Origin of the sequence: Halomonas koreensis, from assembly GCF_031451675.1 — a bacterium.
Taxonomy (GTDB): domain Bacteria; phylum Pseudomonadota; class Gammaproteobacteria; order Pseudomonadales; family Halomonadaceae; genus Halomonas; species Halomonas koreensis.
Window position 1 is genome coordinate 317649 of the sequence record NZ_JARWAK010000002.1, and the last position, 22763, is coordinate 340411.

General features: G+C 70.2%; 20 protein-coding genes. 6 read left to right on the forward strand and 14 right to left on the reverse strand.

Features of this window, described 5'->3' with window-relative positions; translation table 11 throughout:
* Positions 1-16 precede the first annotated feature (16 nt).
* Positions 17-964, forward strand: a complete 948-nt coding sequence (locus QC818_RS03650; protein WP_309651487.1) for a DUF1853 family protein — start codon at positions 17-19, stop codon at positions 962-964.
* A 34-nt stretch (positions 965-998) separates the two neighbouring features.
* On the opposite strand, the gene QC818_RS03655 is transcribed toward QC818_RS03650, so the two are convergent.
* Genes QC818_RS03655 through QC818_RS03670 form a run of 4 tightly spaced genes read right to left on the reverse strand, consistent with a single transcriptional unit; the run spans position 999 to position 4129 of the window.
* On the reverse strand, positions 999-1778 hold the full coding sequence (locus QC818_RS03655; protein ID WP_309651488.1) for an ABC transporter permease subunit: 780 nt from the start codon (positions 1776-1778) through the stop codon (positions 999-1001).
* Entirely contained in the window at positions 1771-2493 is a 723-nt protein-coding gene (locus QC818_RS03660) for an ABC transporter permease (protein ID WP_309651489.1), read from the reverse strand. Before QC818_RS03660 ends, QC818_RS03655 begins: the two co-directional genes overlap by 8 nt.
* Positions 2494-2537: 44 nt before the next feature.
* Complete coding sequence (locus tag QC818_RS03665; RefSeq protein WP_309651490.1) at positions 2538-3317, reverse strand: transporter substrate-binding domain-containing protein; 780 nt, start codon at positions 3315-3317, stop codon at positions 2538-2540.
* A gap of 2 nt (positions 3318-3319) precedes the next feature.
* Positions 3320-4129: an amino acid ABC transporter ATP-binding protein gene (locus tag QC818_RS03670; RefSeq protein WP_309651491.1), complete on the reverse strand. Its 810-nt coding sequence runs from the start codon at positions 4127-4129 to the stop codon at positions 3320-3322.
* A gap of 99 nt (positions 4130-4228) precedes the next feature.
* Between QC818_RS03670 and QC818_RS03675 the strand changes: the two genes are divergently transcribed.
* Positions 4229-5104, forward strand: coding sequence for a dimethylarginine dimethylaminohydrolase family protein (locus QC818_RS03675; protein WP_309651492.1), 876 nt, complete (start codon positions 4229-4231; stop codon positions 5102-5104).
* Between the two features lie 4 nt (positions 5105-5108).
* A complete protein-coding gene (locus QC818_RS03680; RefSeq protein ID WP_309651493.1) occupies positions 5109-5741 on the forward strand; it encodes a TetR family transcriptional regulator C-terminal domain-containing protein in 633 nt (210 codons plus the stop codon).
* Positions 5742-5859: 118 nt separating this feature from the next.
* Here QC818_RS03680 and cysS read toward each other — a convergent pair whose 3' ends face one another.
* Together cysS and QC818_RS03690 are read right to left on the reverse strand one after the other, a co-directional pair.
* Positions 5860-7251: a cysteine--tRNA ligase gene (cysS, locus tag QC818_RS03685; protein WP_309651494.1), complete on the reverse strand. Its 1392-nt coding sequence runs from the start codon at positions 7249-7251 to the stop codon at positions 5860-5862.
* A 1-nt stretch (position 7252) separates the two neighbouring features.
* A complete protein-coding gene (locus QC818_RS03690) occupies positions 7253-8932 on the reverse strand; it encodes a glutamine--tRNA ligase/YqeY domain fusion protein (RefSeq protein ID WP_309651495.1) in 1680 nt (559 codons plus the stop codon).
* Between the two features lie 323 nt (positions 8933-9255).
* Here QC818_RS03690 and QC818_RS03695 point away from each other — a divergent pair, with 323 nt between their 5' ends.
* Both QC818_RS03695 and QC818_RS03700 read left to right on the forward strand, forming a co-directional pair.
* A complete protein-coding gene (locus QC818_RS03695) occupies positions 9256-9750 on the forward strand; it encodes a peptidylprolyl isomerase (protein WP_309651496.1) in 495 nt (164 codons plus the stop codon).
* A 69-nt stretch (positions 9751-9819) separates the two neighbouring features.
* Positions 9820-10584 carry a UDP-2,3-diacylglucosamine diphosphatase gene (locus QC818_RS03700; protein WP_309651497.1) on the forward strand — a complete coding sequence of 255 codons (765 nt, stop codon included), beginning with the start codon at positions 9820-9822 and terminating at the stop codon, positions 10582-10584.
* Positions 10585-11536: 952 nt separating this feature from the next.
* Here QC818_RS03700 and QC818_RS03705 read toward each other — a convergent pair.
* On the reverse strand, positions 11537-12601 hold the full coding sequence (locus tag QC818_RS03705) for a methylenetetrahydrofolate reductase (RefSeq protein WP_309651498.1): 1065 nt from the start codon (positions 12599-12601) through the stop codon (positions 11537-11539).
* Entirely contained in the window at positions 12598-13065 is a 468-nt protein-coding gene (locus QC818_RS03710) for a methylenetetrahydrofolate reductase C-terminal domain-containing protein (protein ID WP_309651499.1), read from the reverse strand. Before QC818_RS03710 ends, QC818_RS03705 begins: the two co-directional genes overlap by 4 nt.
* Before the next feature lie 420 nt (positions 13066-13485).
* On the opposite strand from QC818_RS03710, the gene folD reads away from it, so the two are divergent.
* Positions 13486-14361 carry a bifunctional methylenetetrahydrofolate dehydrogenase/methenyltetrahydrofolate cyclohydrolase FolD gene (gene folD, locus QC818_RS03715; protein ID WP_309651500.1) on the forward strand — a complete coding sequence of 292 codons (876 nt, stop codon included), beginning with the start codon at positions 13486-13488 and terminating at the stop codon, positions 14359-14361.
* A gap of 117 nt (positions 14362-14478) precedes the next feature.
* Here the strand turns inward: folD and QC818_RS03720 are convergent, their stop codons facing one another.
* The 6 genes from QC818_RS03720 to clpP all read right to left on the reverse strand — a co-directional run bounded on the left by QC818_RS03720 (position 14479) and on the right by clpP (position 22681).
* Positions 14479-15495, reverse strand: a complete 1017-nt coding sequence (locus QC818_RS03720; protein ID WP_309651501.1) for a CobW family GTP-binding protein — start codon at positions 15493-15495, stop codon at positions 14479-14481.
* A 207-nt stretch (positions 15496-15702) separates the two neighbouring features.
* Positions 15703-17523, reverse strand: a complete 1821-nt coding sequence (locus QC818_RS03725) for a SurA N-terminal domain-containing protein (RefSeq protein WP_309651502.1) — start codon at positions 17521-17523, stop codon at positions 15703-15705.
* A 170-nt stretch (positions 17524-17693) separates the two neighbouring features.
* Positions 17694-17966: an HU family DNA-binding protein gene (locus QC818_RS03730; RefSeq protein WP_183382282.1), complete on the reverse strand. Its 273-nt coding sequence runs from the start codon at positions 17964-17966 to the stop codon at positions 17694-17696.
* 177 nt (positions 17967-18143) lie between these two features.
* Complete coding sequence (gene lon / locus QC818_RS03735; protein ID WP_309651503.1) at positions 18144-20552, reverse strand: endopeptidase La; 2409 nt, start codon at positions 20550-20552, stop codon at positions 18144-18146.
* A gap of 154 nt (positions 20553-20706) precedes the next feature.
* Complete coding sequence (clpX, locus tag QC818_RS03740; RefSeq protein ID WP_309651504.1) at positions 20707-21984, reverse strand: ATP-dependent Clp protease ATP-binding subunit ClpX; 1278 nt, start codon at positions 21982-21984, stop codon at positions 20707-20709.
* 76 nt (positions 21985-22060) lie between these two features.
* The gene (clpP, locus tag QC818_RS03745) at positions 22061-22681 is read right to left on the reverse strand and encodes an ATP-dependent Clp endopeptidase proteolytic subunit ClpP (RefSeq protein ID WP_309651505.1); all 621 of its coding nucleotides are present in this window, start codon (positions 22679-22681) and stop codon (positions 22061-22063) included.
* Positions 22682-22763: the final 82 nt, after the last annotated feature.

A 22763-nucleotide genomic window follows, 5' to 3' on the forward strand; every position in this document is an offset into this window, starting at 1 on the left:
GGAACCAAAGGACGGCATGCCCCTCTCCGACCACGACCTCGCGCCCTGGCGCCACCCCCTGGTTCGCGACCTGGCCTGGCTGCTTCAGGCCCCGGACCTGCTGACCCTGGCCTGGGACGGCCGCCCCGACAGGCGCTGCCTGGGCCTGGACGGCGACGACGCCCTGGGCGATTACCTGGGGCGCCTGGAGGCCGCGCCGACGCCCCTGGAGCGCGCCGTGGGCCGGACCCTGCAGGGGCGCATGGGGCACTACCACGAGCGCCTCTGGCAGTGCCTGCTCGACACCGCCCCGGGGACCCGCCTGCTCGCCCACAACCTGCCGGTGATGCGCGACCGGCGCACCCTGGGCGAGCTGGACCTGGTCTTCGCGCGCCGCGACGATCCCACCCCGATCCACCTGGAGGTGGCCATCAAGTTCTATCTCGGCCTGCCGGCGGGCCCCGGGGAAGACGACGACCAGGCGCGCTGGATCGGCCCCGGCGGCCTGGACAGCCTGGCCATCAAGCGCGCCCACCTGACCGGGCATCAGCTGCCGCTGGCGCGCTCGCCCGAGGCCCGGGCGACCCTGGCCGCGGCCCTCGGCGAGGCCCTGCCGCCGCTGCGCCAGCGCCTGGCCATGCCCGGGGTGCTCTTCTACCCCCTGGGGGACGAGCTGCCCGCGCCCCGGGACGCCGCGCCGGACCATCTGCGCGGCCGCTGGCTGCGCTGGCGGGAGTGGCGGCGCTTGCGCGACGGCCTGACGGGCGCCTGGCGCGGCGCCTGGCTGTGCAAGCCGCACTGGCTCGCCCTGCCCCGCCCCGCCGAGCTCAGCCCCCTGACGACGCTGGAGCACCGCCTGAACCTGCATTTCGCCGGCGACGGCGCCCCGGTCCAGCTGGCCCTCAGGGGGCCGGACGGCGCCTGGCGGCGCCTGTTCGTGGTGGACGACGCCTGGCCGCGCCAGGTGCCGCTGCCGCCTCGATGAGCGCCGCGCCCGGCCGGGCGCGGCGCGGCGGGGCTCATCGGGCGTCGATGCCGCGCGCCCCGCGGCGCTCCAGGGCATGAAAGGCCAGGGTGATCAGCCCGGCGAGCAGCAGGTAGATCAGCGCCATCAGCAGCAGCGGCTCGTAGACCAGGTAGGTCTCCTGGCGGATGCGCCCGAACACGGCATAGGTATCCACGGCCGCGATGGTCGCGACCAGCGGCGTGGCCTTGAGCTGGATGATCAGCTCGCCGTTGAGGGTCGGCAGCACCCGCTGCACGGCCCGGGGCAGCCAGATGCGACGCAGGATGGTCAGCGGATGCATGCCCAGCGCCCGAGCCGCCTCCAGCTCCCCCTTCGGCACGCCGGCGAAGCCGCCGCGCATCACCTCGCCCTCGTAGCCGGCGAACGACAGCGTCAGGGCCGCGAAGGCATACGGCCAGGACTCGACGAGATAGGGCCACAGCCAGCTCTGGCGCACGCCCGGCAGATAGGGAAACAGCGAGCCGAGCCCGTAGTAGAGCAACCAGATCTGCAGCAGCAGCGGGGTGCCGCGGATCAGGGTGCAGAAGCCACGGGCCAGCCAGGCCAGCGGTCGCGGCCCCGCGGCCTGCACCAGGCCGAGGGGAATCGCCAGCAGGAAGCCCGCCACGCTGGTGGTCACCAGCAGCACCAGGGTCAAGCGCAGCCCCCCGAGGACGGCATCGCCATAGTCGGGCAGCCAGTCCCAGCGCATCTGCCAGGCCATCAGGGTGACGACCAGCACCGCGACGGCCATCAAGCCGAGGCGGTGCGGCGGCAGGCGACGTTCAGCCATGTGACATCCCTCGGGTCGCGCGGCGCTCCAGCGCCTTGAACACGCGGTTGGAGATCAGCGAGACCAGCAGGTAGAGCACGCCGGCCGCGCACAGGAACAGCAGGTGGTGCTTGGTGGCGCCGGCCGCCTGGCGGGCGGCCAGCGTCAGCTCGGTGAAGCCGACCACTGCCAGCAGCGCCGTGTCCTTGGTGGCGATCAGCCACAGGTTGGAAAGCCCGGGCAGCGCTCCCGGCAGCATGGCCGGCAGGGTGATGCGGCGAAAGGTCAGCGCCGACGACATGCCCAGCGAGTGGGCCGCCTCGATCTGGCCGCGGGGAATGGCGCGGATCGCGCCGCGCATCACCTCGGTGGCATAGGCGCCCTGGACCAGGGCGATCACCGCGATGCCGGAGGCGAAGGGGCCGATGCTCACCTGGCCGAGGCCGAGCGCGGCCAGCCCCCGGTTCAGCGCCTCGGGCACGGCGAAGTAGAGCAGCAGGATCAGCACCAGCTCCGGCACCGCCCGAATGCCGGTGGTGTAGCAGGCCAGCAGGTCCCGCATGACGGGGCCGCCGGAGAGCTTGCCGGCCGCCCCGGCCATGCCGATCAGCAGCCCCAGCAGATAGCCGCCGCCGGCGACCTGCAGCGACAGCCACAGGCCGTCCAGCAGGGCGCCGCCCCAGCCGGGCGGTGCCAGCGCGAGCAGCTCCGCCATGCTCATGTCGCGATAGTTCATGGCCCGAGCCATCCCCCCGCCGGATGCGTCATCGCCGCCCGCCCTCAGCTGTCGGCGTCACCGTAGATGTCGAAATCGAAGTAGCGCTCGGTGATCGCGTCGTAGGTGCCATCGGCCCGCACCTCGGCGATCGCCGCGTTGAGCCGCTCTCGCAGGGCATCGTCGTCCTGGCGGATACCGAAGCCGATGCCCTCCCCCAGCGTCCCGGGATCGTGGGCCACGTTGCCCTGCATCTCGCAGCACAACTGTCCCTGCCGGCTGTCCAGGAACTGCTCGACGATCAGGCGATCCGCCAGGGTGGCGTCCAGGCGCCCGGCGAACAGGTCCTGGTTGGCCTCGTCCTGGGTCTGGTATTCGCGCAGGGTCGCCGCGGGGAAATGCGCCTGGGCATAGGCCTGGTGGATGGAGGCGGACTGCACCCCGAGCGTCTTGCCGGCTAGGCCCTCGGGCGTCGGCTCCAGCGCCGCGCCCTGAGCGGCCGCCAGGGACGCCGGGGTCTGGTAGTACTTGTCGGAGAAGGCGATGGTCTCGCGACGCTTGTCGGTGATGCTCAGCGAGGCGGCGATGAAGTCGATCTTGTCGCCGGTCAGGGCGGGAATCAGGCCGTCCCAGGAGGTCGTGACGATCCGGCAGTCCAGCTCGGCGGCCTCGCAGATCGCCCGCGTGATGTCCACCTCCCAGCCATGCAGCTCGCCGCTGGCATCCGGCGTGGCGAAGGGCGGATAGGGTTCGGTCGCGAAGCCGACGCGAATCTGCTCGGCCTGGGCGAGTGGCGCCAGGCACAGGGTCGTCAGGGTCGCCGTCAGCACTGGTTTCATTTTCATTGTCATGCTCCTCGGGATGGACGGACCGAGCCCAGAAACCGTTGCAGCCGCTGGGCCCGCGGGGCGCCGAACACGCGTTCGGGGGCCCCTTGTTCGGCGATCTCCCCCTGATCGAGGAAGACGACCCGGCTCGCCACCTCGGCGGCGAACGCCATTTCATGGGTCACGATGATCATGGTGCGGCCTTCCTTGGCGAGGTCGCGCATCACCGCCAGCACCTCGCCCACCAGCTCGGGATCCAGCGCCGAGGTCGGCTCGTCGAACAGCAGCGCCTCGGGCCCCATCGCCAGCGCCCGGGCGATGGCGCCGCGCTGCTGCTGGCCGCCGGATAGCGTCGCCGGGTAGGCCTCGCGCAGGTGATGCAGGCCGACCCGGTCCAGCAGCGCCCGCGCCTCGTCGCGGGCCTCGGCGCGCGAGCGCCCCAGCACCCGGAGCGGCGCTTCCATGACGTTGGCTTCCAGGGTCATGTGCGGCCACAGGTTGAAGCCCTGGAAGACCATGCCCAGGCGAGCCCTCAGGCGGCGCAGCTGGCGACGGTCGGCCGGCTCGCGACGCACGCCCCGGCCGCGGAAGGGAATGCGCTCGCCCAGCAGGCGCAGCGACCCCGCCGTGGGGGACTCGAGCAGGTTGAGGCAGCGCAGCAGCGTGGACTTGCCCGAGCCGCTGCTGCCGATCAGCGCCACGACGTCGCCGCGGCCGGCGGACAGGTCGATGCCCTTGAGCACCCGGGCATCGCCATAGGCCTTGTGCAGGCCCTCGACCGCGATGACGGCGTCGTCATGGGGGGCGCTGATGGTCGCTGCATCGCTCACGTCGGGACTCCGGCTCGCGCCTGTTGTTATGCGGTTGCATAAACTATGCATCCGTATAAGATGCGAGTCAACGATCCCCACCCGCCACGGAGCCAGCCCATGTCACGTCACGGATGCCAGTCGATGGCCGCCCCCATGACCCGCGTACTGATGCGTCGCCCGGGACCGAGCCTGATGCACGCCGATCCCGCCGAATGGCACTACAACGACCACTTCGACGCCGACAGGGCCATCGCCCAGTACGACGCCTTCGCCGAGCTGGTCCAGGCCTCCGGGGCCGACATCGTGTGGATCGAGGACGACGGCGACGGCCTGTCCGACGCCATGTTCACCCGCGACGCCTCGCTGATCACCCGGGCCGGCGCCGTCCTGCTCAGGATGGGCAAGCCGCTTCGCGCCGCCGAGCCCGAATTGCATGGCCGCCACTACGCAGCGGCCGGCATCCCGGTCCTCGGACGCCTGACCGGCGATGCCTGCGTCGAGGGGGGCGACACCCTCTGGCTCGACGACCGCACCCTGGTGGTGGGCATGGGCTTCCGCTCGAATCGCGAGGGCGTGCGCCAGCTCGGCGAGCTGCTGGCGCCGCACGGCATCGAGGTGCTGGGCTTCGACCTGCCGGTGTGGGACGGCGAGGCGGCCTGCCTGCACCTCATGTCGGTCATCTCGCCGCTCACCGACGATCTGTACCTGGTCCACCCCAAGCTGATTCCGGCCGCCCTGTGGACCCTGATGAAGGCGCGTGGTATCACCCTGGTGGCGGCGCCCGAGGCCGAGTTCCACGATTCGCTGGGCCTCAACCTGAACGTCATGCCGCTGTCGCCCGGCGATTGCCTGATGATCGACGGCTTCCCGGGCACGCGGGCGGTGATGGAGCGCCACGGCATCCGGGTCCGCACCTTCGCCGGCGACGCCCTCTGCATGGCCTGCGAGGGCGGCCCCACCTGCCTGACCAACCCGATCCTGCGCGAGGCCTGAGCCCATGACGACCCGGCGTACCGGCAACGACCGCGAGAGCGCCCTGATCGACGCGACCCTCACCTGCATCGCGCGGGAAGGCATCGCCGCGGCCACGGTGCGCAACATCGCCGACTACGCCGGCGTCACCAACGGCCTGATCCGCTTCTACTTCAAGAGCAAGGACGGGATCCTCCAGGCCGCCTACCGGCGCTTCCTGGAGCGCCTCTTCGAGGCCGCCCACGGCCATCACGACGGCGCCGCCACCTCGGCGCGCGAACGCCTGGAACGCTACCTGCGCGCCAACCTGTCGCCGCCCATCGTCACCCCGGACAGCCTGCTGCTGTGGGCCAACTTCCTGCCGCTGGCCCACCACGACGCGACCATGGCCGACATCCGCCGGCACTGGTATGCCCGCACCACCCGGGCCTTCCGCGACCTCATCCAGGAAGCGCTGGAGGAGCGCGGCCAGGCGCCGGGCGAGCGCGAGCTGCGCCGCCTCGCCGTCGCCGTCAACGGCCTCATCGACGGCCTGTGGATCGAGGGCGCGCTGTCCGCCGAGACCCTCGACCTCGGCGAGCTCCAGGCGACCGGGCTCGACGCCGCCTCGCGGCTGCTGGGCCTTCCGCTCGCCCCGGCCACCGCCGAAGACGCCTGAGCCCCCGCCCGACCGCGCTGGCGCGCGACCCGGCCGCGCCGCACGCTGATGCCGACCCCGACACCACAACGCCCGGCACGAAGCCGGGCGTTGCGAAGCGCGGGGGCGGGCCTGGCCGTCAGTCGCCGGGCGCCTCGAGCACCCAGGTGGTGCCCTCCCAGCTGTCCTTGAGCACGATGCCCAGCGCGGCCAGCTCGTCGCGGATGGCGTCGGCGGCGGCGAAGTCCTTCGCCTTCTTGGCCTCGGCGCGCGCGGCGATCCTGGCCTCGATCTCGACCTCCGGCAGCGGCAGGGCCGACGCGCCGCCCTTGAGGAAGCTCGCCGGCGCCTGCTGCAGCAGGCCGAGCACGCCGCCCAGGCGCTTGAGCTCGGCCGCCAGCGCCGGGGCCTCGTCCGGCGCCTCCTTCTTGGCGCGGTTCAGCTCCCGGGCCAGGTCGAAGAGCACCGACATCGCCTCGGCGGTGTTGAAGTCGTCGTCCATCGCCTCGGTAAAGCGCGCGTCGTAGCGCGGATCGACCTCGCCGGGCCGCAGCTCGACGCCGTCCAGGGCGTTGTAGAAGCGTTCCAGCGACTTGCGGGCGTCGGCCAGGGCGTCCGGGGCGTAGTTGATCGGGCTGCGGTAGTGGCTGGCCACCAGCAGGTAGCGCACCACCTCCGGATCGTGGTGCTCGAGCACGTCGCGGATGGTGAAGAAGTTGCCCAGCGACTTGGACATCTTCTCCTGGTTCACCCGCACCGCCCCGGCGTGCATCCAGGTATTGACGTAGGGCTTGCCGGTGGCCGCCTCGCTCTGGGCGATCTCGTTCTCGTGGTGGGGGAAGGTCAGGTCCGGCCCGCCGCCGTGGATGTCGAAGGTCTCGCCCAGGCAGCAGGTGGACATCGCCGAGCACTCGATGTGCCAGCCGGGGCGGCCCGGGCCCCAGGGCGAGAGCCACTCGGCCTCGCCGGGCTTGGCCGCCTTCCACAGCACGAAGTCCAGCGGATCCTCCTTGAACTCGTCGACGTCCACCCGGGCGCCGGCGCGCATCTCGTCGGGGTCGCGGTTGTTGAGCTTGCCGTAGCCCTCGAACTTGCGCACCCGGTAGTAGACGTCGCCGTTGGGGGCGGCATAGGCGTAGCCCTTGTCGATCAGCGTCTCGATCATGGCGACGATCTCGTCGAGGTGCTGGGTGGCCCGGGGCTCGGCGTCCGGGCGCAGCACGCCGAGGCGGGCCTCGTCCTCGTGCATGGCGCCGATCATGCGGTCGGTGAGCGCCTCGATGGTCTCGCCGTTCTCCTCGGCGCGCCTGAGGATCTTGTCGTCGATGTCGGTGATGTTGCGCACGTAGCTGACGTCATAGCCCCGAGCGCGCAGGTAGCGGGTGATGACGTCGAAGGCCACCATCACCCGGGCGTGGCCCAGGTGGCAGTAGTCGTAGACGGTCATGCCGCAGACGTACATGCGCACCTTGCCGGGCTCGATGGGCGCCAGCGGCTCCTTGCGCCGCGTGAGGGTGTTGTAGATCTGCATGTCAGCCCTTCTTCTTGATCTTGGCCCAGGTGTCCTTGAGGCCCACGGTGCGGTTGAACACCAGCTTGCCGTCGCGGCAGGCGTGGCGGTCGGCGCAGAAGTAGCCCACCCGCTCGAACTGGAAGCGGCTCTCGGGGGCGACGTCCGCCAGGCTCGGCTCGCCGACGGCCTGGACGGTGACCAGGGACTCGGGGTTGAGGTGCTCGAGGAAGTCGGCGTCCTTGTCGCGGTCCGGCTGCTCGACCTGGAAGAGGTTGTCGTACAGGCGCACCTCCATGGGCACGCCGCGGGCGGCGCTGACCCAGTGCAGCACCCCCTTGACCTTGCGACCCTCGGGGTTCCTGCCCAGGGTGTCGAAGTCCACCGAGCAGCGCAGCTCGGTGATCTCGCCGGCCGCGTCCTTGATCACCTCGTCGCAGCGGATGACGTAGGAGTTGCGCAGCCGCACCTCCTTGCCCGGCGCCAGGCGGAAGAACTTCTTCGGCGGCTCCTCCATGAAGTCGTCGCGATCGATGTAGATCTCCCGGGTGAAGGGGATCTCGCGCACGCCCATGTCCTCGCGAGCCGGGTGGCCGGCCACCCGGTAGGTCTCCTCGAAGTCCTCGGGCACGTTGGTCAGCACCACCTTGAGGGGCCTGAGCACGCACATGGCGCGGGGCGCGTTGTCCTCCAGGTCGCTGCGGATGGCGTGGTAGAGCATGGCGATGTCGACCAGGCCGCCGTCGGCGCGGGTCACGCCGATCATCTCGCAGAACTTGCGGATCGAGGCCGGCGTGTAGCCGCGGCGGCGCATGCCGGACAGGGTCGGCAGGCGCGGGTCGTCCCAGCCGTCGACGATGCCCTCGTCCACCAGCAGCTTGAGCTTGCGCTTGGAGGTCAGGGTGTAGTTGAGGTTGAGCCGGGCGAACTCGATCTGGCGGGGCTTGGCCGGCACCGGCAGGTTGTCCAGGAACCACTCGTAGAGCGGACGATGATCCTCGAACTCCAGGGTGCACACGGAGTGGGTGATGCCCTCCAGGGCGTCCGACTGCCCGTGGGTGAAGTCGTAGGAGGGATAGATCTTCCACTTGTCGCCGGTCTGGTGGTGCTCGGCATGGCGGATGCGGTAGAGGATCGGGTCGCGCAGGTTGATGTTCGGCGCGGCCATGTCGATCTTGGCGCGCAGCACCTTCTCGCCCTCGGCGAACTCGCCGACGCGCATGCGCTCCAGCAGGTCCAGGTTCTCCTCGACGCTGCGCTCGCGATACGGGCTCGGCTTGCCCGGCTCGGTCAGGGTCCCGCGGTACTCGCGCATCTCCTCCGGGGAGAGATCGTCGACGTAGGCCTTGCCCTCGCGTACCAGGTGCTGCGCCCAGGCGTAGAGCTGGTCGAAGTAGTCCGAGGCGAAGCGCACCGGGCCTGCCCACTCGTAGCCCAGCCAGCTGACGTCTTCCTTGATGGCGTCGATGTAGGCCTGCTCTTCCTTGGCCGGATTGGTGTCGTCGAAGCGCAGATGACAGTCGCCACCGAACTGCTCGGCGAGCCCGAAATTCAGACAGATCGACTTGGCGTGGCCGATGTGCAGGAAGCCGTTGGGCTCCGGCGGGAAGCGGGTCACGATCTTGCCCTGCCGGCCGGCCTCGATCTCCTCGCGGATCTGGTTGCGAATGAAGTTCGGCGCGCTGGTGGTCTCGCTGGTCATGTTGATTGGGCAACCTCTGGTTGAACGCGGGCCTGTCGCCGCGACGCCGCGGGCCTGGCCGCGGCTTCGCGCATCGACGCAAAACGGCTATTATAGCGCCACGTGCCCATGGGGCGCCAAGGCATCCCGCTATACGCCGGGGCGGCCGGAAGGCGTCGACAACCGGGGCTGATCCGTCGACAGGTCTTCGAGGGGCGCTGTGACCCCCTCCATAGGCGCTACTTTTGCCATCCCTGGCAAAAGCCCCCCTCTCCGACCTGTCCCCGGCGCCCCGGTTTCAACCCTCCGTTGCCCGGCTTCGGCGACAACGACAGGACCTCGAGATGATCATTCTGCAGACCAACTTCGGCGATATTCATGTCGCCCTGAACCACGACAAGGCGCCGAAGACCGCGGCCAACTTCGAGCAGTACGTGCGCGACGGCTTCTACGACAACACCCTCTTCCACCGGGTCATCGACGGCTTCATGGTCCAGGGCGGCGGCTTCGACCTCGACTTCAACCAGAAGGAGACCCGCGCGCCCATCGACAACGAGGCCGACAACGGCCTGGCCAACACCGTCGGCACCCTGGCCATGGCGCGCACCCAGGATCCGCACTCGGCGACCGCCCAATTCTTCATCAATGTCGCCGACAACGACTTCCTCAACCACCGCGGGAAGAACCTCCAGGGCTGGGGCTATTGCGTATTCGGCGAGGTGGTCGAGGGCATGGACGTGGTCGAGCGCATCAAGGCGGTGCCCACCACCCGCCGCGGCATGCACGCCGACGTGCCCGCCGAGGACGTGGTCATCCAGCGCGCCTACGTCCGGGACTGATCTCCGCGCGACGCGCCCACCCGCGCCGGCGGGTGGGCGATCCTTCACCCGCTGCCTGCACGAGCCGCCATGTCGACCCTGCTGATCTCCGACCTTCACCTCCATCCCGGCGCCCCGGCCATCACCGAGGCCTTCCTCGCCTGGCTGGACGGCCGGGCCCGCGACGCCGAGGCGCTCTACATCCTCGGCGACTTCTTCGAGGCCTGGATCGGCGACGACCTGCTCGATCTGGGCGACGCCGATCCCACCGGCACCGCGCCCCTGGCCGCGCGCATCGCCGAGGCCCTGAGGCGCGTGGCACAGGCCGGCACCGCCGTCTACCTGATGCACGGCAACCGCGACTTCCTGCTCGGCAGCCGATTCGCCGAGGCCGCCGGCGCGACCCTGATCTCCGACCCCTGCGTGGTCACCCTCGGCGACGAGCGCGTGCTGCTGATGCACGGCGACAGCCTGTGCACCCGCGACGAGGCCTACATGGCCTTCCGCGCCAAGGCCCGGGACCCGCAGTGGCAGGCACAGATCCTCGCCATGCCGATCCCCGAGCGCCTGGCCCTGGCCCGGCAGCTCCGCGACCAGTCCGGAGAGGCCAACTCCAACAAGGCCGAGGACATCATGGACGTGACGCCGGAAGAGGTGCATGCCGCCCTGCGCGCGCACGGCGTGACCACCATGATCCATGGCCACACCCACCGACCCGCCGTGCACGAACTCGAGCTGGACGGCGCCCCCGCCCGGCGCTACGTGCTGGGCGACTGGCAGCCGGAGCGCGGCTGGGAGATCGAGGCCCGCCCCGGCGAGCCGCCGGCCCTGCGCGACTTCGCCCTCGAGGCCTGACGCCGGCGGCGCCCGGTTCGTGCCCCACGGAAGGGCCGAATCCCGATCCTGTAGGAGCGCAGCTGCGCTGCGCGAAAGGCGCCGAAGGCGCCCGGTTTTCATCCTGAGGGTTGGCAAAAAACCCCAATCGCGCAACACGTTGCGCTCCTACCACCCCGAGCGCCGCCAGGCGACCGGTTCATGCCCCTCGGAGGGGCCGAATCCCGATCCTGTAGGAGCGCAGCTGCGCTGCGCGAAAGGCGCCGCCAGGCGCCCGGTTTTCACCCTGAGGGTTGGCAAAAAACCCAATCGCGCAACAAGTTGCGCTCCTACCACCCCAGGCGCCGCCAGGCGCCCGGTCCGCGCCCCACGGAAGGGCCGAACCCCGATCACCGTAGGAGCGCAGCTGCGCTGCGCGAAAGGCGCCGCCAGGCGCCCGGTTCGTGCCCCACGGAAGGGCCACCCCCGACCACCGTAGGAGCGCAGCTGCGCTGCGCGAAAGGCGCCGAAGGCGCCCGGTTCGTGCCCCACGGAAGGGCCGCCCCCGACCACCGTAGGAGCGCAGCTGCGCTGCGCGAAAGGCGCCGAAGGCGCCCGGTTTTCACCCTGAGGGTTGGCAAGACCCCCAATCGCGCAACAAGTTGCGCTCCTACCACCCCGAGCGCCGCAGGCGCCCGGTCCGCGCCCCACGGAAGGGCCGAACCCCGATCACCGTAGGAGCGCAGCTGCGCTGCGCGAAAGGCGCCGCCAGGCGCCCGGTTTTCACCCTGAGGGTTGGCAAGACCCCCAATCGCGCAACAAGTTGCGCTCCTACAACCCCAGGCGCCGAAGGCGCCCGGTTTTCACCCTGAGGGTTGGCAAAAAACCCCAATCGCGCAACACGTTGCGCTCCTACCACCCCGAGCGCCGCAGGCGCCCGGTTGCGGGCCCAAGGCCCGGCGACACCGCATCGCGGCGCCCCCTTGCCTGTCGATTACCCCAGGGTGGCGCTCAGCGGGCTGGGCCCGGCTTCCGGCGCCTCGGGGTTGAGCGCGGCGGGGTCGTCGCGCCCCGGGTACCAGGGCACCCGCCCCTCCAGCACCCCGGTCTCCTCGATGATGCGGGCCACCGTGGCCTCCTGGCGGTAGGCCATGAGGTGGGCGCCGCTGACGCCCTCGATCTCGCGGACCTCGGCGAGGATGTCCCGGCACAGCCGCTCGCCCTCGGCCCGCTGGTCCCGGGCCCCCTCCAGGCGGCGGATCACCGCGTCCGGGATATGGATGCCCGGCACCCGCTCGCGGATCCAGCGCGCGCTGCGCGCCGAGGCCAGCGGCCCCATGCCCACCAGCACGAAGGCCCGGTCGGGCCCCTCGAGGACCCCCAGGTCGGCCACCTCCTTCATGAAGTCCCGCAGCCGCGGCACGTCGAAGCAGTACTGGGTCTGGAAGAAGCGCGCCCCGGCCTCGACCTTCTTGGCCAGGCGCCGGGCCCGCCAGTCCCGGGGCGCCACGAAGGGATTCGCCGCCGCGCCGAGGAAGATGCGCGGCGGCTCGGTGATGGTCCGCCCGCTCTCGAAGCGCCCGTCGTCGCGCATCCGCCGGGCGATGCCCAGCAGCGATAGGGCGTCGAGGTCGAACACCGGCTTGGCCTCGGGATGGTCGCCCGCCTGGACGCCGTCGCCGGTCAGGCACAGCAGGTTGCAGGCCCCCATGGCCGCGGCGCCCAGGATCTCGCCCTGCATGGCGATGCGATTGCGGTCCCGGCAGGACATCTGGAGGATGGTGGCGTAGCCGACCCGGGTCAGCAGCGAGCAGACCCCGACGCTGGACATGTGGCAGTTGGCGCCGGAGCCGTCGGTGGCGTTGATGGCATCCACATAGCCGTCGAAGATCGCCGCCCGGCGCAGCACCTCCGCCGGGTCGGCGGAGTCCGGCGGGTCGAGCTCGGTGGTCACCGCGAAGCGTCCCGCCCGCAGCACCCGCTCCAGGCGCCCGGGGGAGACATGGCCCGGCAGGATCGGCAGCGAGTAGCCGGGCACCGGCTCGTCGTCGAACTTCATGGCCCCTCCTCGCCCTGCCGATCGTGGATCCCCTGCACCACCTTGAGCCAGGAGGACTTGCCCTCCTCGGCGGCGTCCACCGGCAGCTGCACCACCTGGATACGATCGCCGTGCTTCATCCGCCGGCTGCCCTCCCAGGCCTCGACCCAGACGCAGCGCATCTCGGGCTTCACCTCGCAACCGCCATCGGCGCGCACCCCGCCGCAGGGGCCGTTGCGCAGCTGCTTGGGGCAGTTCATGGGACAGGCCATGCCGGTGGCGCTCAGCACGCAGTGGCCGCACATCCGGCAGTCGAACAGCAGGCCCTTGATGCGCCGCTCCACCGCCGCCACCGGCCGCTCCAGACGCCCCGGGCCGACGGTGGCCACCAGCGGCCCCAGCAGCCTGAGCAACGGCTCGAAGCCCGCGTAGAGGAGCTCGAAGGCTCGAGCATGGCGTACCACCCAACGACGCACGCGATACATGGACACCCCTCGCCGTCGTGCATATGCAGCCTCTCGGGCAATGCGCGAAGAGCGCCTGCGCTCCTCGTCCGTGCGAAAAGTGCCGGCGCCCGACCATACGGCGTTAACCATCGGCCCATGGGCGAGCGCCGTCAAGGCGCTCATCGGCCACCGGTAAACGCCGGCGTTTCGCTGATCGTTTCTTGCCCGGCCTGGCCCGTCGACTGCCCGGGCACAGCCCCAGGCTTCCTGTCAGGCTATGCCGCCGGCCGGCCGGCCACTTCCCCCTGGGCGACAGCGGCATAGCGCAGGGCGACCGTCGCCGCGGCGACAGCCGGCGTCGCCGGCAAGACACCGACGCCCGCCGCCTGGCCTAGACTCTGACCCGACGCACACCAGTTGCCCGGGCTCGGGCGCCGGGGCGAGAGGGGTACGAGGACGATGGCGAGGCGAATCGACGGCCGGGCCCAGGCCCGGGCCCTGCGCGACAGGGTGGCGAACGGGGTGGCGCGGCTGGGCGAGGTGCATGGGCCGGTGCCCGGGCTGGCGGTGGTGCTGCTCGGCGAGGACCCCGCTAGCCGGGTGTACGTGCGCCGCAAGGGCGAGCAGGCCCGGGAGGTCGGGATACGCTCCTTCGAGCACTGCCTGCCGGCCGATACGCCCCAGGCGGAACTGCTGTCGCTGATCGATGCCCTCAACCGGGACCCGGGCGTGCACGGCCTGCTGGTGCAGCTGCCGCTGCCCGACCATATCGACGAGGCGGCGGTGATCGCGGCCCTGGACCCGGCCAAGGACGTGGATGGCTTCCACCCGCTCAACGTGGGCGCCCTGGCCGGCGGCGGAGAGGGACTGGTGCCCTGCACGCCGCTGGGCTGCATCGAGCTGCTCAAGGGCCACCTCGGCGATCTCACCGGGAAGCACGCGGTGGTGCTGGGCCGCTCGCGCATCGTCGGCCGCCCCCTGGCGAGCCTGCTGCTACGCGAGGACTGCACCGTGACCGTCGCCCACTCGCGGACCCCGGACCCGGCCAAGGTGTGTCGCCAGGGCGACATCCTGGTCGCCGCGGTGGGCCAGCCGGGCCTGGTCCAGGGCGACTGGGTCAAGGCCGGGGCCACGGTCATCGACGTGGGCATCACCCGGCTGGGCGACGGCGAGGACACCCGCCTAGTGGGCGACGTCGACGCGGCCTGCGTCGGGCGGGTGGCCGGCGCCCTCACCCCGGTGCCCGGCGGCGTGGGGCCGATGACCATCGCCTGTTTGCTGCACAACACCCTGGTCGCCGCCTGCCGACAGCACGGCCTGCCCGTCCCGACCTGATCCATCGCAGGCGGACAAGCGCCCGCAGCCGGCGAGGGCGAGCCACGAGCAAGAGTCGCGAGTCACGGCCTGTCCCTCGCTCCTCGCTCCTCGCCCCTCGCCCCTCGCCCCTCGCCCCTAGAGGATGCAGGCGTCCAGCTCGGCCTCCAGGGCCTCGGCCCCGGGCAACGCCCCGGGCGGCCCGATCAGCTCGAGGCGCGAGTCGCGCCGCCATTCGCTGGCGCTGGGCGGCTCGTGGCCCGCGACCCGGTTGACCGCGATCCAGCCGTCCTCGACGCGGAACACCCCCTTGACCCGCAGCGCCGCCGGCAGCCCGTCCAGGCAATGCAGCAAGGCCGCCCGCGCGAAGACCTCGTCGGGGCTCCAGCGCCAGCCCAGGCTCGCCTGGCCCAGCGCCTCGCCCCGCTCGCGGACCGGGCGGCCCGGCGCCGGCCGACGGGCCTCCAGATCCAGCCAGGGCCCGGGCGACGACGCCGCCACCCGGTGGGGCGTCGGCCGCGTCGCCGAGCCCGAGGTCCGGTGGGGACCGGCGTCGAGCACCCGTCCCGGGGCCAGCCGGCCATGGGGCGCGGCCTCGACCCAGCGCTCCCCCGGCAGCCAAGCGGCCAGCGCCTCGCGGGCTCTTTCGGGCGCCCCGGGCGGCATCCGGTCGGTCATGGTCAGGACGATGCCGTCGGCCAGCGCCAGCTGGTCGCGGAAGGTGGCATGCTCCCGAGCCCGAGGATCGTCCAGGCGCCGCGGGTCCAGCACCGCGATCGTCTCCCGCAGCGACAGCACCCCGGCGAAGGCCTCGCCCTGCAGCAGCTCGAGCAGCCCCGCGGGGTGGCCGAGCCCGGAAGGCTCGATCAGCAGCCGGTCGGGCCGCTCGCGCCGCAGCAAGTCCACCAGGGCCGCGTGCAGCACCGTGGCCAGCTGGCAGCACAGGCAGCCGCCCGGCAGCGCCTTGACCGCCACGTCGTCGCGGCCGTCGACCAGCGCCTGGTCGATGCCCACGCGGCCGAACTCGTTGATCAGCACCGCCCAGCGCTCGCCCTCGGGCTTGCGCTCGATCAGTCGCCGGATCAGGGTGCTCTTGCCGCTGCCCAGGAAGCCGGTGATCACGTGGACGGGGATATTGGCGAGCGGAGTGGGCATAGGGGACGGAAGGTGTGAGGTGTGAGGTGTGAGGTGTGAGGTGTGAGGTGTGAGGTGTGAGGTGTGAGGTGTGAGGTGTGAGGTGTGAGGTGTGAGGTGTGAGGTGTGAGGTGCGAGGTGCGAGGGGCTAGGTTCGAGGGACGAGGGGCAAGGCACCAATGTGGGGTTCCTCGATCCTCGTCCCTCGCTCTCCTCGCCCCTCGGCGATCAGGGCCGCTCGATCTCGGCCTGCTCGCGCAGGTGGCGCATCAGGCCGGCGATGGCCGCCTGGGCGCGCAGCTGCTCGGCCATGCGCGCGACGAAGCCCTCGATCTGCGCATTGGGCTCACCGGGGGTGACTTCCTCCAGGCCGATCAGGACCACCCGCTGGCCGTCGTCGGCCCGGCCGTAGACGGTCGCCTGGTCCTCGGGACGCGGCAGCCGGAAGGCGGCGTCGATGACCGGGGCGGCGACCTCGCTCTCGGCCTGACGGCTCACGCCCTCGGCGCGCCGCCAGGGCAGCGCGAGGGACTCGCCGTCGCGCAGCGCCGCCAGCAGCTCGTCGGCGCGCGCCTGCAGGGCCTCGCGGGTCTTGCGCGCCTCTACGGCGGCGACGACCCGGTCGCGGACCTCCTCGAGCGGCAGGGTCGTGGCCTCGCGGTGCTCGCGCACCCGCAGCACCATCCGGCGGTCCTCGTCCAGCTCGATGACCTCGCTGTTGAAGCCTTCCTCGAGCACGTCCGGGCTGAAGGCCTGACGCATCACGCCGGGCTCGGCGAGCACGCCCTCGGCGCCGTCGCGGCTCACCCAGTCGCTCTCCTGCAGGGTCAGCGCCAGGTCCTCGGCGACGCTTGCCAGGTCCTCGGCGGCGAAGCTTTCGTCGATCAGCCGCTGGGCCTTGTCGTTGAAGGCATCACGCACCCGCTCGCCCGCTACCTGGCGGGTCAGGCGCTCGCGGGCCTCTTCGAAGGGCGGCCGATCGATCTCGGTGACCCGGATCAGGTGCAGGCCGTTGTCGGTCTCGACGATATCCGACACCTGGCCCTCCCGGAGGGCGAAGGCGGCCTCCTCGAAGGCCTCGCCGAAGAAACCGCGACCGATCACCCCCAGGTCGCCGCCGGCGTCGCTGGTGGAGGTGTCGTCGGAGACCTCGGCGGCCAGGTCGGCGAAGGCCTCGCCGTCGGCCAGGCGGTCCTTGACCGACTCCAGGCGCGCCCTGGCCTCCTCGCGGGTGCGCCGGTCGCCGTAGGTCACCATGATGTGCGAGACGCGGCGGTCGGCATCCGCCGCCTCGGCCCGCCAGGCCTCGCGCAGCGCCGCCTCCTCGACGTCCACCGCCTCGGCCATGGCCTGGCGATCCAGCACCACATAGGCCAGGCGAACCTGCTCGGGACGCTGATAGTCCTCGGCATGGGCCTCGTAGTAGTCGCGCAGCTCGGCGTCGCTCACCTCGATCTCCCGCTCGAGGTCGGCCGGCGTCAGGGCATGGTAGCGGAAGGTCCGCGCCTGGCGCTGCAGGGCGGCGAGCCGCTCGCGCTCGTCCTCCAGGGTGAACTCGCTGGCGGCCAGCCCCTGCTGAAGCTGGCGACGCTTCATGTCGCGGCGCAGCTGCTCGCGGAAGGCCAGCGGCGTGAAGCCGGCGCTGGCCAGGCGGTTGCGGAACAGCTCGCGATCGAAGCGTCCCTCGGCGTCCTGGAACTCGGGCAGGCCGACGATCAGCTGGTCGAGCTGGCCCTCGGACAGGTGCAGCCCGCCCTGCTCGGCGTACTGGGTCAGCAGGCGCTCGGTGATCAGGGTATCGAGCATCTCGGCGCGCAGCTGGCGCTCCTGCTCCGGCGGCACCTGGCCGCTGCGGATGGCGCGCTGGACCTCCAGCTCGAGCTGCTGGCGGGTGATCGGCTCGCCGTTGACCGAGGCGACCTCCTCGCCGTCGCTGCCGAGCAGCCCCACCAGGGACTCCACGCCGAACAGCGCCATGGTCACCACCACGGCGCCGACCAGGATCTTGGCGCCCCAGCTTCTGGAGCGGTCACGAATACTTTGCAGCATGCAGGCCTCTGCGGATCTGGTGGATCGGGACGCGGCACATTATACGCATCCCGCCGGGCCTCGCGACCGGCCGCCGGGCGGCGACGGCACGGACCCCGAAACGAAACAGGCGCACCGCGACAGCGGTGCGCCTGTAGGGAAACGTCCTGAGACGCGGCGTCGCCGCCTGCTCAGTTGACGGAATCCTTGAGCGCCTTGCCGGCCTTGAAGCTCGGCACCTTGGCGGCGCTGATCTCGATCGGCTCACCGGTCTGCGGGTTGCGACCGGTGCGGGCCGCCCGCTCCTTGACGGTGAAGGTGCCGAAACCCACCAGGGAGACGCTATCGCCCTTCTTCAGGCTGTCGGCAACGGTATCGACCATGGCGTCGAGCGCGCGGGAGGCGGCCGCCTTGGGAATGTCGGCAGACGCGGCAATGGCTTCGATCAGCTCGGACTTGTTCACACTTCACCCCTTGACTGTTACGTAAATTGGCTCTAATCGGCGAGACTTACGGCTGACTGACGCGATCACAGCATGGCGAGAGTTTATAGCAATGCGATCAAACGCCTGTCAAGCAACCATCCCTGACAATCCCCATCATGCCGGGGTTTTGGCCCCGGCATGATGGAAAAAACGTCGTCAGTGCGTACTGATCATCGAGTGAGAAGATGCCGTGTCTTCCGCTCGTGATTCATCGGTTTTCAGGCCGTTTTTTTCCACGAGGGCCGCCTCCAGGACTTCATCGATCCAGCGCACGGGACGAATGTCCAGCGCTTCCTTGATGTTGTCCGGAACCTCCTTGAGGTCGCGCCGGTTCTCCTCGGGGATAAGCACGGTCTTTATACCACCGCGCCTGGCGGCCAGCAATTTCTCCTTCAGCCCGCCGATCGGCATCACCTCGCCGCGCAGGTTGACCTCGCCGGTCATCGCCACGTCGCAGCGCACCGGCCGGCCGGTGTAGGCGGAGATCATGGCGGTGACCATGGCGATGCCGGCGCTCGGGCCGTCCTTGGGCGTGGCGCCCTCGGGCACGTGGATGTGCAGGTCCTCCTGCTCGAAGCGCTCCGGGTCGATGCCGAAGGACGGCGCCCGGGCCCGCACCACGGTCTGGGCGGCGCTCACCGACTCCTTCATCACGTCGCCCAGCGAGCCGGTCTTGTTGAGCCGCCCCTTGCCGGGGGTCACCACCGACTCGATGTTGAGCAGTTCGCCGCCCACCGAGGTCCAGGCCAGCCCCGTGACCCGGCCCACCTGGTCCTCCTGATCGGCCAGGCCGTAGCTGTAGCGGCGCACCCCGGCGTAGGCCTCGATGTCGGCCGCGGCCAGCTGGACCGGGGCCTGGGCGCCCTCCTTGCCCTCCTTCTCGAGGCGCTCGCGCAGCACCTTGCGGCACACCTTGGCGATCTGGCGCTCGAGCTCGCGGACCCCGGCCTCGCGGCTGTAGTAGCGGATCAGCTCCAGCACGGCCTCGTCGGTGAAGGCCAGCTCGTCGTCCTTGAAGCCGTTGGCCTTGAGCTGCTTGGGCACCAGGTAGCGCTTGGCGATGGCCAGCTTCTCGTCCTCGGTGTAGCCGGGCAGGCGGATCACCTCCATGCGATCGAGCAGCGGCCCGGGGATGTTCATCGAGTTGGCGGTGCAGATGAACAGCGTCTCGGAGAGATCGTAGTCCAGCTCCAGGTAGTGGTCGCTGAACTTGTCGTTCTGCTCCGGATCCAGCACCTCGAGCATCGCCGAGGCCGGATCACCGCGGTGGTCCATGCCGATCTTGTCGACCTCGTCGAGCAGGAACAGCGGGTTCTTCACCCCGGCCTTGCTCATGCGCTGGATCATCTTGCCGGGCAGCGAGCCGATGTAGGTGCGGCGGTGGCCGCGGATCTCGGACTCGTCACGCACCCCGCCCAGCGCCAGGCGCACGTACTTGCGGTTGGTGGCCCGGGCGATGGACTGGCCCAGCGAGGTCTTGCCCACCCCGGGCGGGCCCACCAGGCACAGCACCGGCCCCTTGAGCTTCTTGACCCGCTTGTGCACCGCCAGGTACTCGAGGATGCGCTCCTTGACCTCCTCCAGGCCGTAGTGATCCTCGTCCAGCACCTTCTGGGCGTGAGCCAGGTCGTGGCGCACCCGGGTGCGCTTCTTCCAGGGCACCGCGATCAGCCAGTCCAGGTAGGAGCGCACCACCGTGGCCTCGGCGGAGGACGGCGACATCATGCGCAGCTTGCCGAGCTCCTGCTTGGCCTTCTCGGCGGCCTCCTTGGGCATCCCCGAGCTCTCGATGGCCTGCTCGTACTTGTCGGCCTCGTTGGGGGCGTTCTCGAGCTCGCCCATCTCCTTCTGGATGGCCTTCATCTGCTCGTTGAGGTAGTACTCGCGCTGGGACTTCTCCATCTGGTCCTTGACCCGCGAGCGGATGCGCTTCTCCACCTGCAGCAGGTCGATCTCGGACTCGATCAGCGCCATCAGGTGCTCGATGCGGTCGCGGACCCGATCCATCTCCAGCAGCTGCTGCTTGTCGTCGATCTTCAGCGACAGGTGGGCGCAGATGGTGTCCACCAGCCGGCTGGGATCCTCGATGCCCGACAGCGAGTTGAGCACCTCGTTGGGCACCTTCTTGGACATCTTGACGTACTGCTCGAACTGGTTGAGCAGCACCCGCACCAGGGCGTCCTGCTCGCGCTCGGTGAGCGGCTCGCTCTCGCGCAGGCTCACCTCGGCGCGGCTGTAGCCGTCGTCGACGGCCAGGATGTCGCGGATGTCGGCCCGGGACTCGCCCTCGATCAGCACCTTGACGGTGCCGTCGGGCAGCTTGAGCAGCTGCATGATCTCGGCCACGGTGCCGATGGCGAACAGGTCCTCGTTGGCGGGATCGTCCTCGCTGGCCTCGCGCTGCGCCACCAGCAGCACGCGCTTGTCGGCCTCCATGGCGGCCTCGAGGGCCTGGATCGACTTCTCGCGGCCGACGAACAGCGGAATGACCATCTGCGGGTAGACGACCACGTCCCGCAGCGGCAAAAGGGGCAGACTCTGGGTCTGTTCGGCGTTCTGCTGCATCGCAGACGTTCCTCAAACGATCGGTTGGATACCAGGGGAGTGGGGGCGACGGCCCGGCTTTGCAAGGCCGGCGGGGCGGAACGGCAAAGAAAAGGGCCGCGCAGGCGGCCCTCGATCCCGGCACCGACGCCACGGAGGCGTGCGGGTCCGGCGTCTAGCCGTCGGTGCCGTCGACCCGCGGCTGCTCCTGCTGGGAATAGATCAGCAGCGGCTCGCTCTCGCCGGCGATCACCGAGGCGTCGATCACCACCTTGGTCACCCCCTCCAGGGAGGGAATCTCGTACATGGTGTCGAGCAGCACCGACTCGAGGATGGAGCGCAGGCCGCGGGCGCCGGTCTTGCGGGCCATGGCCTTGCCGGCCACCGCGCGCAGGGCATCCTCGCGGAAGTCCAGCTCCACGCCTTCCATCTCGAACAGCCGACCGTACTGCTTGATCAGCGAGTTCTTGGGCTCGGTGAGGATCTGGATCAGGGCGTCCTCGGTGAGCTCGGTGAGGGTCGCGATCACCGGCAGGCGGCCGACGAACTCGGGGATCAGGCCGAACTTGACCAGGTCCTCGGGCTCCACGTCGAGCAGCAGGTCGCCCACGCCCTTGGTCTCGTCCTTGCTCTTCACCTCGGCGTTGAAGCCGATGCCGCCCTGCTCGGCACGGTCGCGGATGACCTTGTCGAGGCCGGCGAAGGCGCCGCCGACGATGAACAGCATGTTGGTGGTGTCGACCTGGACGAACTCCTGCTGCGGATGCTTGCGCCCGCCCTGGGGCGGCACCGAGGCGGTGGTGCCCTCGATCAGCTTGAGCAGGGCCTGCTGCACGCCCTCCCCGGACACGTCCCGGGTGATGGAGGGGTTGTCCGACTTGCGCGAGATCTTGTCGATCTCGTCGATGTAGACGATGCCGCGCTGGGCCTTGTCCACGTCGTAGTCGCACTTCTGCAGCAGCTTCTGGATGATGTTCTCGACATCCTCGCCGACGTAGCCCGCCTCGGTGAGGGTGGTGGCGTCGGCGATGGTGAAGGGCACGTTGAGCAGCCGGGCCAGCGTCTCGGCCAGCAGGGTCTTGCCGCTGCCGGTAGGGCCGATCAGCAGGATGTTCGACTTGCCGAGCTCCACCTCGTCCTTGCCGCCATGGCGCAGACGCTTGTAGTGGTTGTAGACCGCCACCGACAGCACCATCTTGGCGCGGTCCTGGCCGATCACGTAGTCGTCGAGGGTGTGACGAATCTCGCGGGGGGCGGGCAGACGCTCCTCGTCGGTCTCGGCATCGGCATCGAGCACCTCCTCGCGAATGATGTCGTTGCACAGATCGACACACTCATCGCAGATATAGACGGACGGGCCGGCAATCAGCTTGCGTACCTCGTTCTGGTTCTTGCCGCAGAACGAGCAGTACAGCAGCTTGCCGCCTTCGTCCTTGCCTTTGCCGTCGGCCATTCGCGTACCTCTCTCGCAGCGGCGGCCCGCGGGCCGCCGGGAATCACGTAATCAGAGCGTGGTGAATTTCACGCTATCAGGATGTCGGCCGCTTATCCAGCACGGCGTCGATCAGGCCGTATTCGGCGGCCTGGGCGCCGTTCATGAAGTTGTCGCGGTCGGTATCCTTGGCGATGGTCTCGATGTCCTGCCCGGTGTGGTGGGCCAGGATCTGGTTGAGGCGCTCGCGGATACCGAGGATCTCGCGGGTATGGATCTCGATGTCCGAGGCCTGACCCTGGAAGCCGCCCAGCGGCTGGTGGATCATCATCCGCGAGTTCGGCAGGCAATAGCGCTTGCCCGCCGCCCCCCCGGCCAGCAGCAGCGCGCCCATGCTCGCCGCCTGGCCGATGCACACGGTGGAGACGTCGGGCTTGATGAACTGCATGGTGTCATAGACCGACATCCCCGCGGTGACCGAGCCGCCCGGGGAATTGATGTAGAGGTGGATGTCCTTGTCCGGATTCTCGGACTCCAGGAACAGCAGCTGAGCCACCAGCAGATTGGCCGTGTAGTCCTCGACCGGCCCCACCAGGAAGATCACGCGTTCCTTGAGCAGGCGGGAGTAGATGTCGTAGGACCGCTCGCCGCGTGCGCTCTGCTCGACCACCATGGGCACCAGGCCGCCGGCGGATTGGATATCGAACTCGTTACTCATCTGGGTGATGTCCTTGCATCCGGTGTATGGAAGCGACGCCTGGCAGCTCCGCCCGGCTCGCGCCGGGCGGAAGGGCCGGGAG

Bases quoted from the DNA above. Each gene is read 5' to 3' on its own strand.
- QC818_RS03705 (WP_309651498.1), bottom strand. From the start codon at position 12,601: ATGAAGTTCGACGACGAGCCGGTGCCCGGCTACTCGCTGCCGATCCTG.
- QC818_RS03680 (WP_309651493.1), top strand. From the start codon at position 5,109: ATGACGACCCGGCGTACCGGCAACGACCGCGAGAGCGCCCTGATCGAC.
- QC818_RS03650 (WP_309651487.1), top strand. From the start codon at position 17: ATGCCCCTCTCCGACCACGACCTCGCGCCCTGGCGCCACCCCCTGGTT.
- QC818_RS03655 (WP_309651488.1), bottom strand. From the start codon at position 1,778: ATGGCTGAACGTCGCCTGCCGCCGCACCGCCTCGGCTTGATGGCCGTC.
- QC818_RS03690 (WP_309651495.1), bottom strand. From the start codon at position 8,932: ATGACCAGCGAGACCACCAGCGCGCCGAACTTCATTCGCAACCAGATC.
- QC818_RS03675 (WP_309651492.1), top strand. From the start codon at position 4,229: ATGTCACGTCACGGATGCCAGTCGATGGCCGCCCCCATGACCCGCGTA.
- QC818_RS03710 (WP_309651499.1), bottom strand. From the start codon at position 13,065: ATGTATCGCGTGCGTCGTTGGGTGGTACGCCATGCTCGAGCCTTCGAG.
- QC818_RS03695 (WP_309651496.1), top strand. From the start codon at position 9,256: ATGATCATTCTGCAGACCAACTTCGGCGATATTCATGTCGCCCTGAAC.
- QC818_RS03720 (WP_309651501.1), bottom strand. From the start codon at position 15,495: ATGCCCACTCCGCTCGCCAATATCCCCGTCCACGTGATCACCGGCTTC.
- clpP (WP_309651505.1), bottom strand. From the start codon at position 22,681: ATGAGTAACGAGTTCGATATCCAATCCGCCGGCGGCCTGGTGCCCATG.
- cysS (WP_309651494.1), bottom strand. From the start codon at position 7,251: ATGCAGATCTACAACACCCTCACGCGGCGCAAGGAGCCGCTGGCGCCC.
- lon (WP_309651503.1), bottom strand. From the start codon at position 20,552: ATGCAGCAGAACGCCGAACAGACCCAGAGTCTGCCCCTTTTGCCGCTG.
- QC818_RS03725 (WP_309651502.1), bottom strand. From the start codon at position 17,523: ATGCTGCAAAGTATTCGTGACCGCTCCAGAAGCTGGGGCGCCAAGATC.
- QC818_RS03665 (WP_309651490.1), bottom strand. From the start codon at position 3,317: ATGAAAATGAAACCAGTGCTGACGGCGACCCTGACGACCCTGTGCCTG.
- QC818_RS03660 (WP_309651489.1), bottom strand. From the start codon at position 2,493: ATGAACTATCGCGACATGAGCATGGCGGAGCTGCTCGCGCTGGCACCG.
- folD (WP_309651500.1), top strand. From the start codon at position 13,486: ATGGCGAGGCGAATCGACGGCCGGGCCCAGGCCCGGGCCCTGCGCGAC.
- QC818_RS03700 (WP_309651497.1), top strand. From the start codon at position 9,820: ATGTCGACCCTGCTGATCTCCGACCTTCACCTCCATCCCGGCGCCCCG.
- clpX (WP_309651504.1), bottom strand. From the start codon at position 21,984: ATGGCCGACGGCAAAGGCAAGGACGAAGGCGGCAAGCTGCTGTACTGC.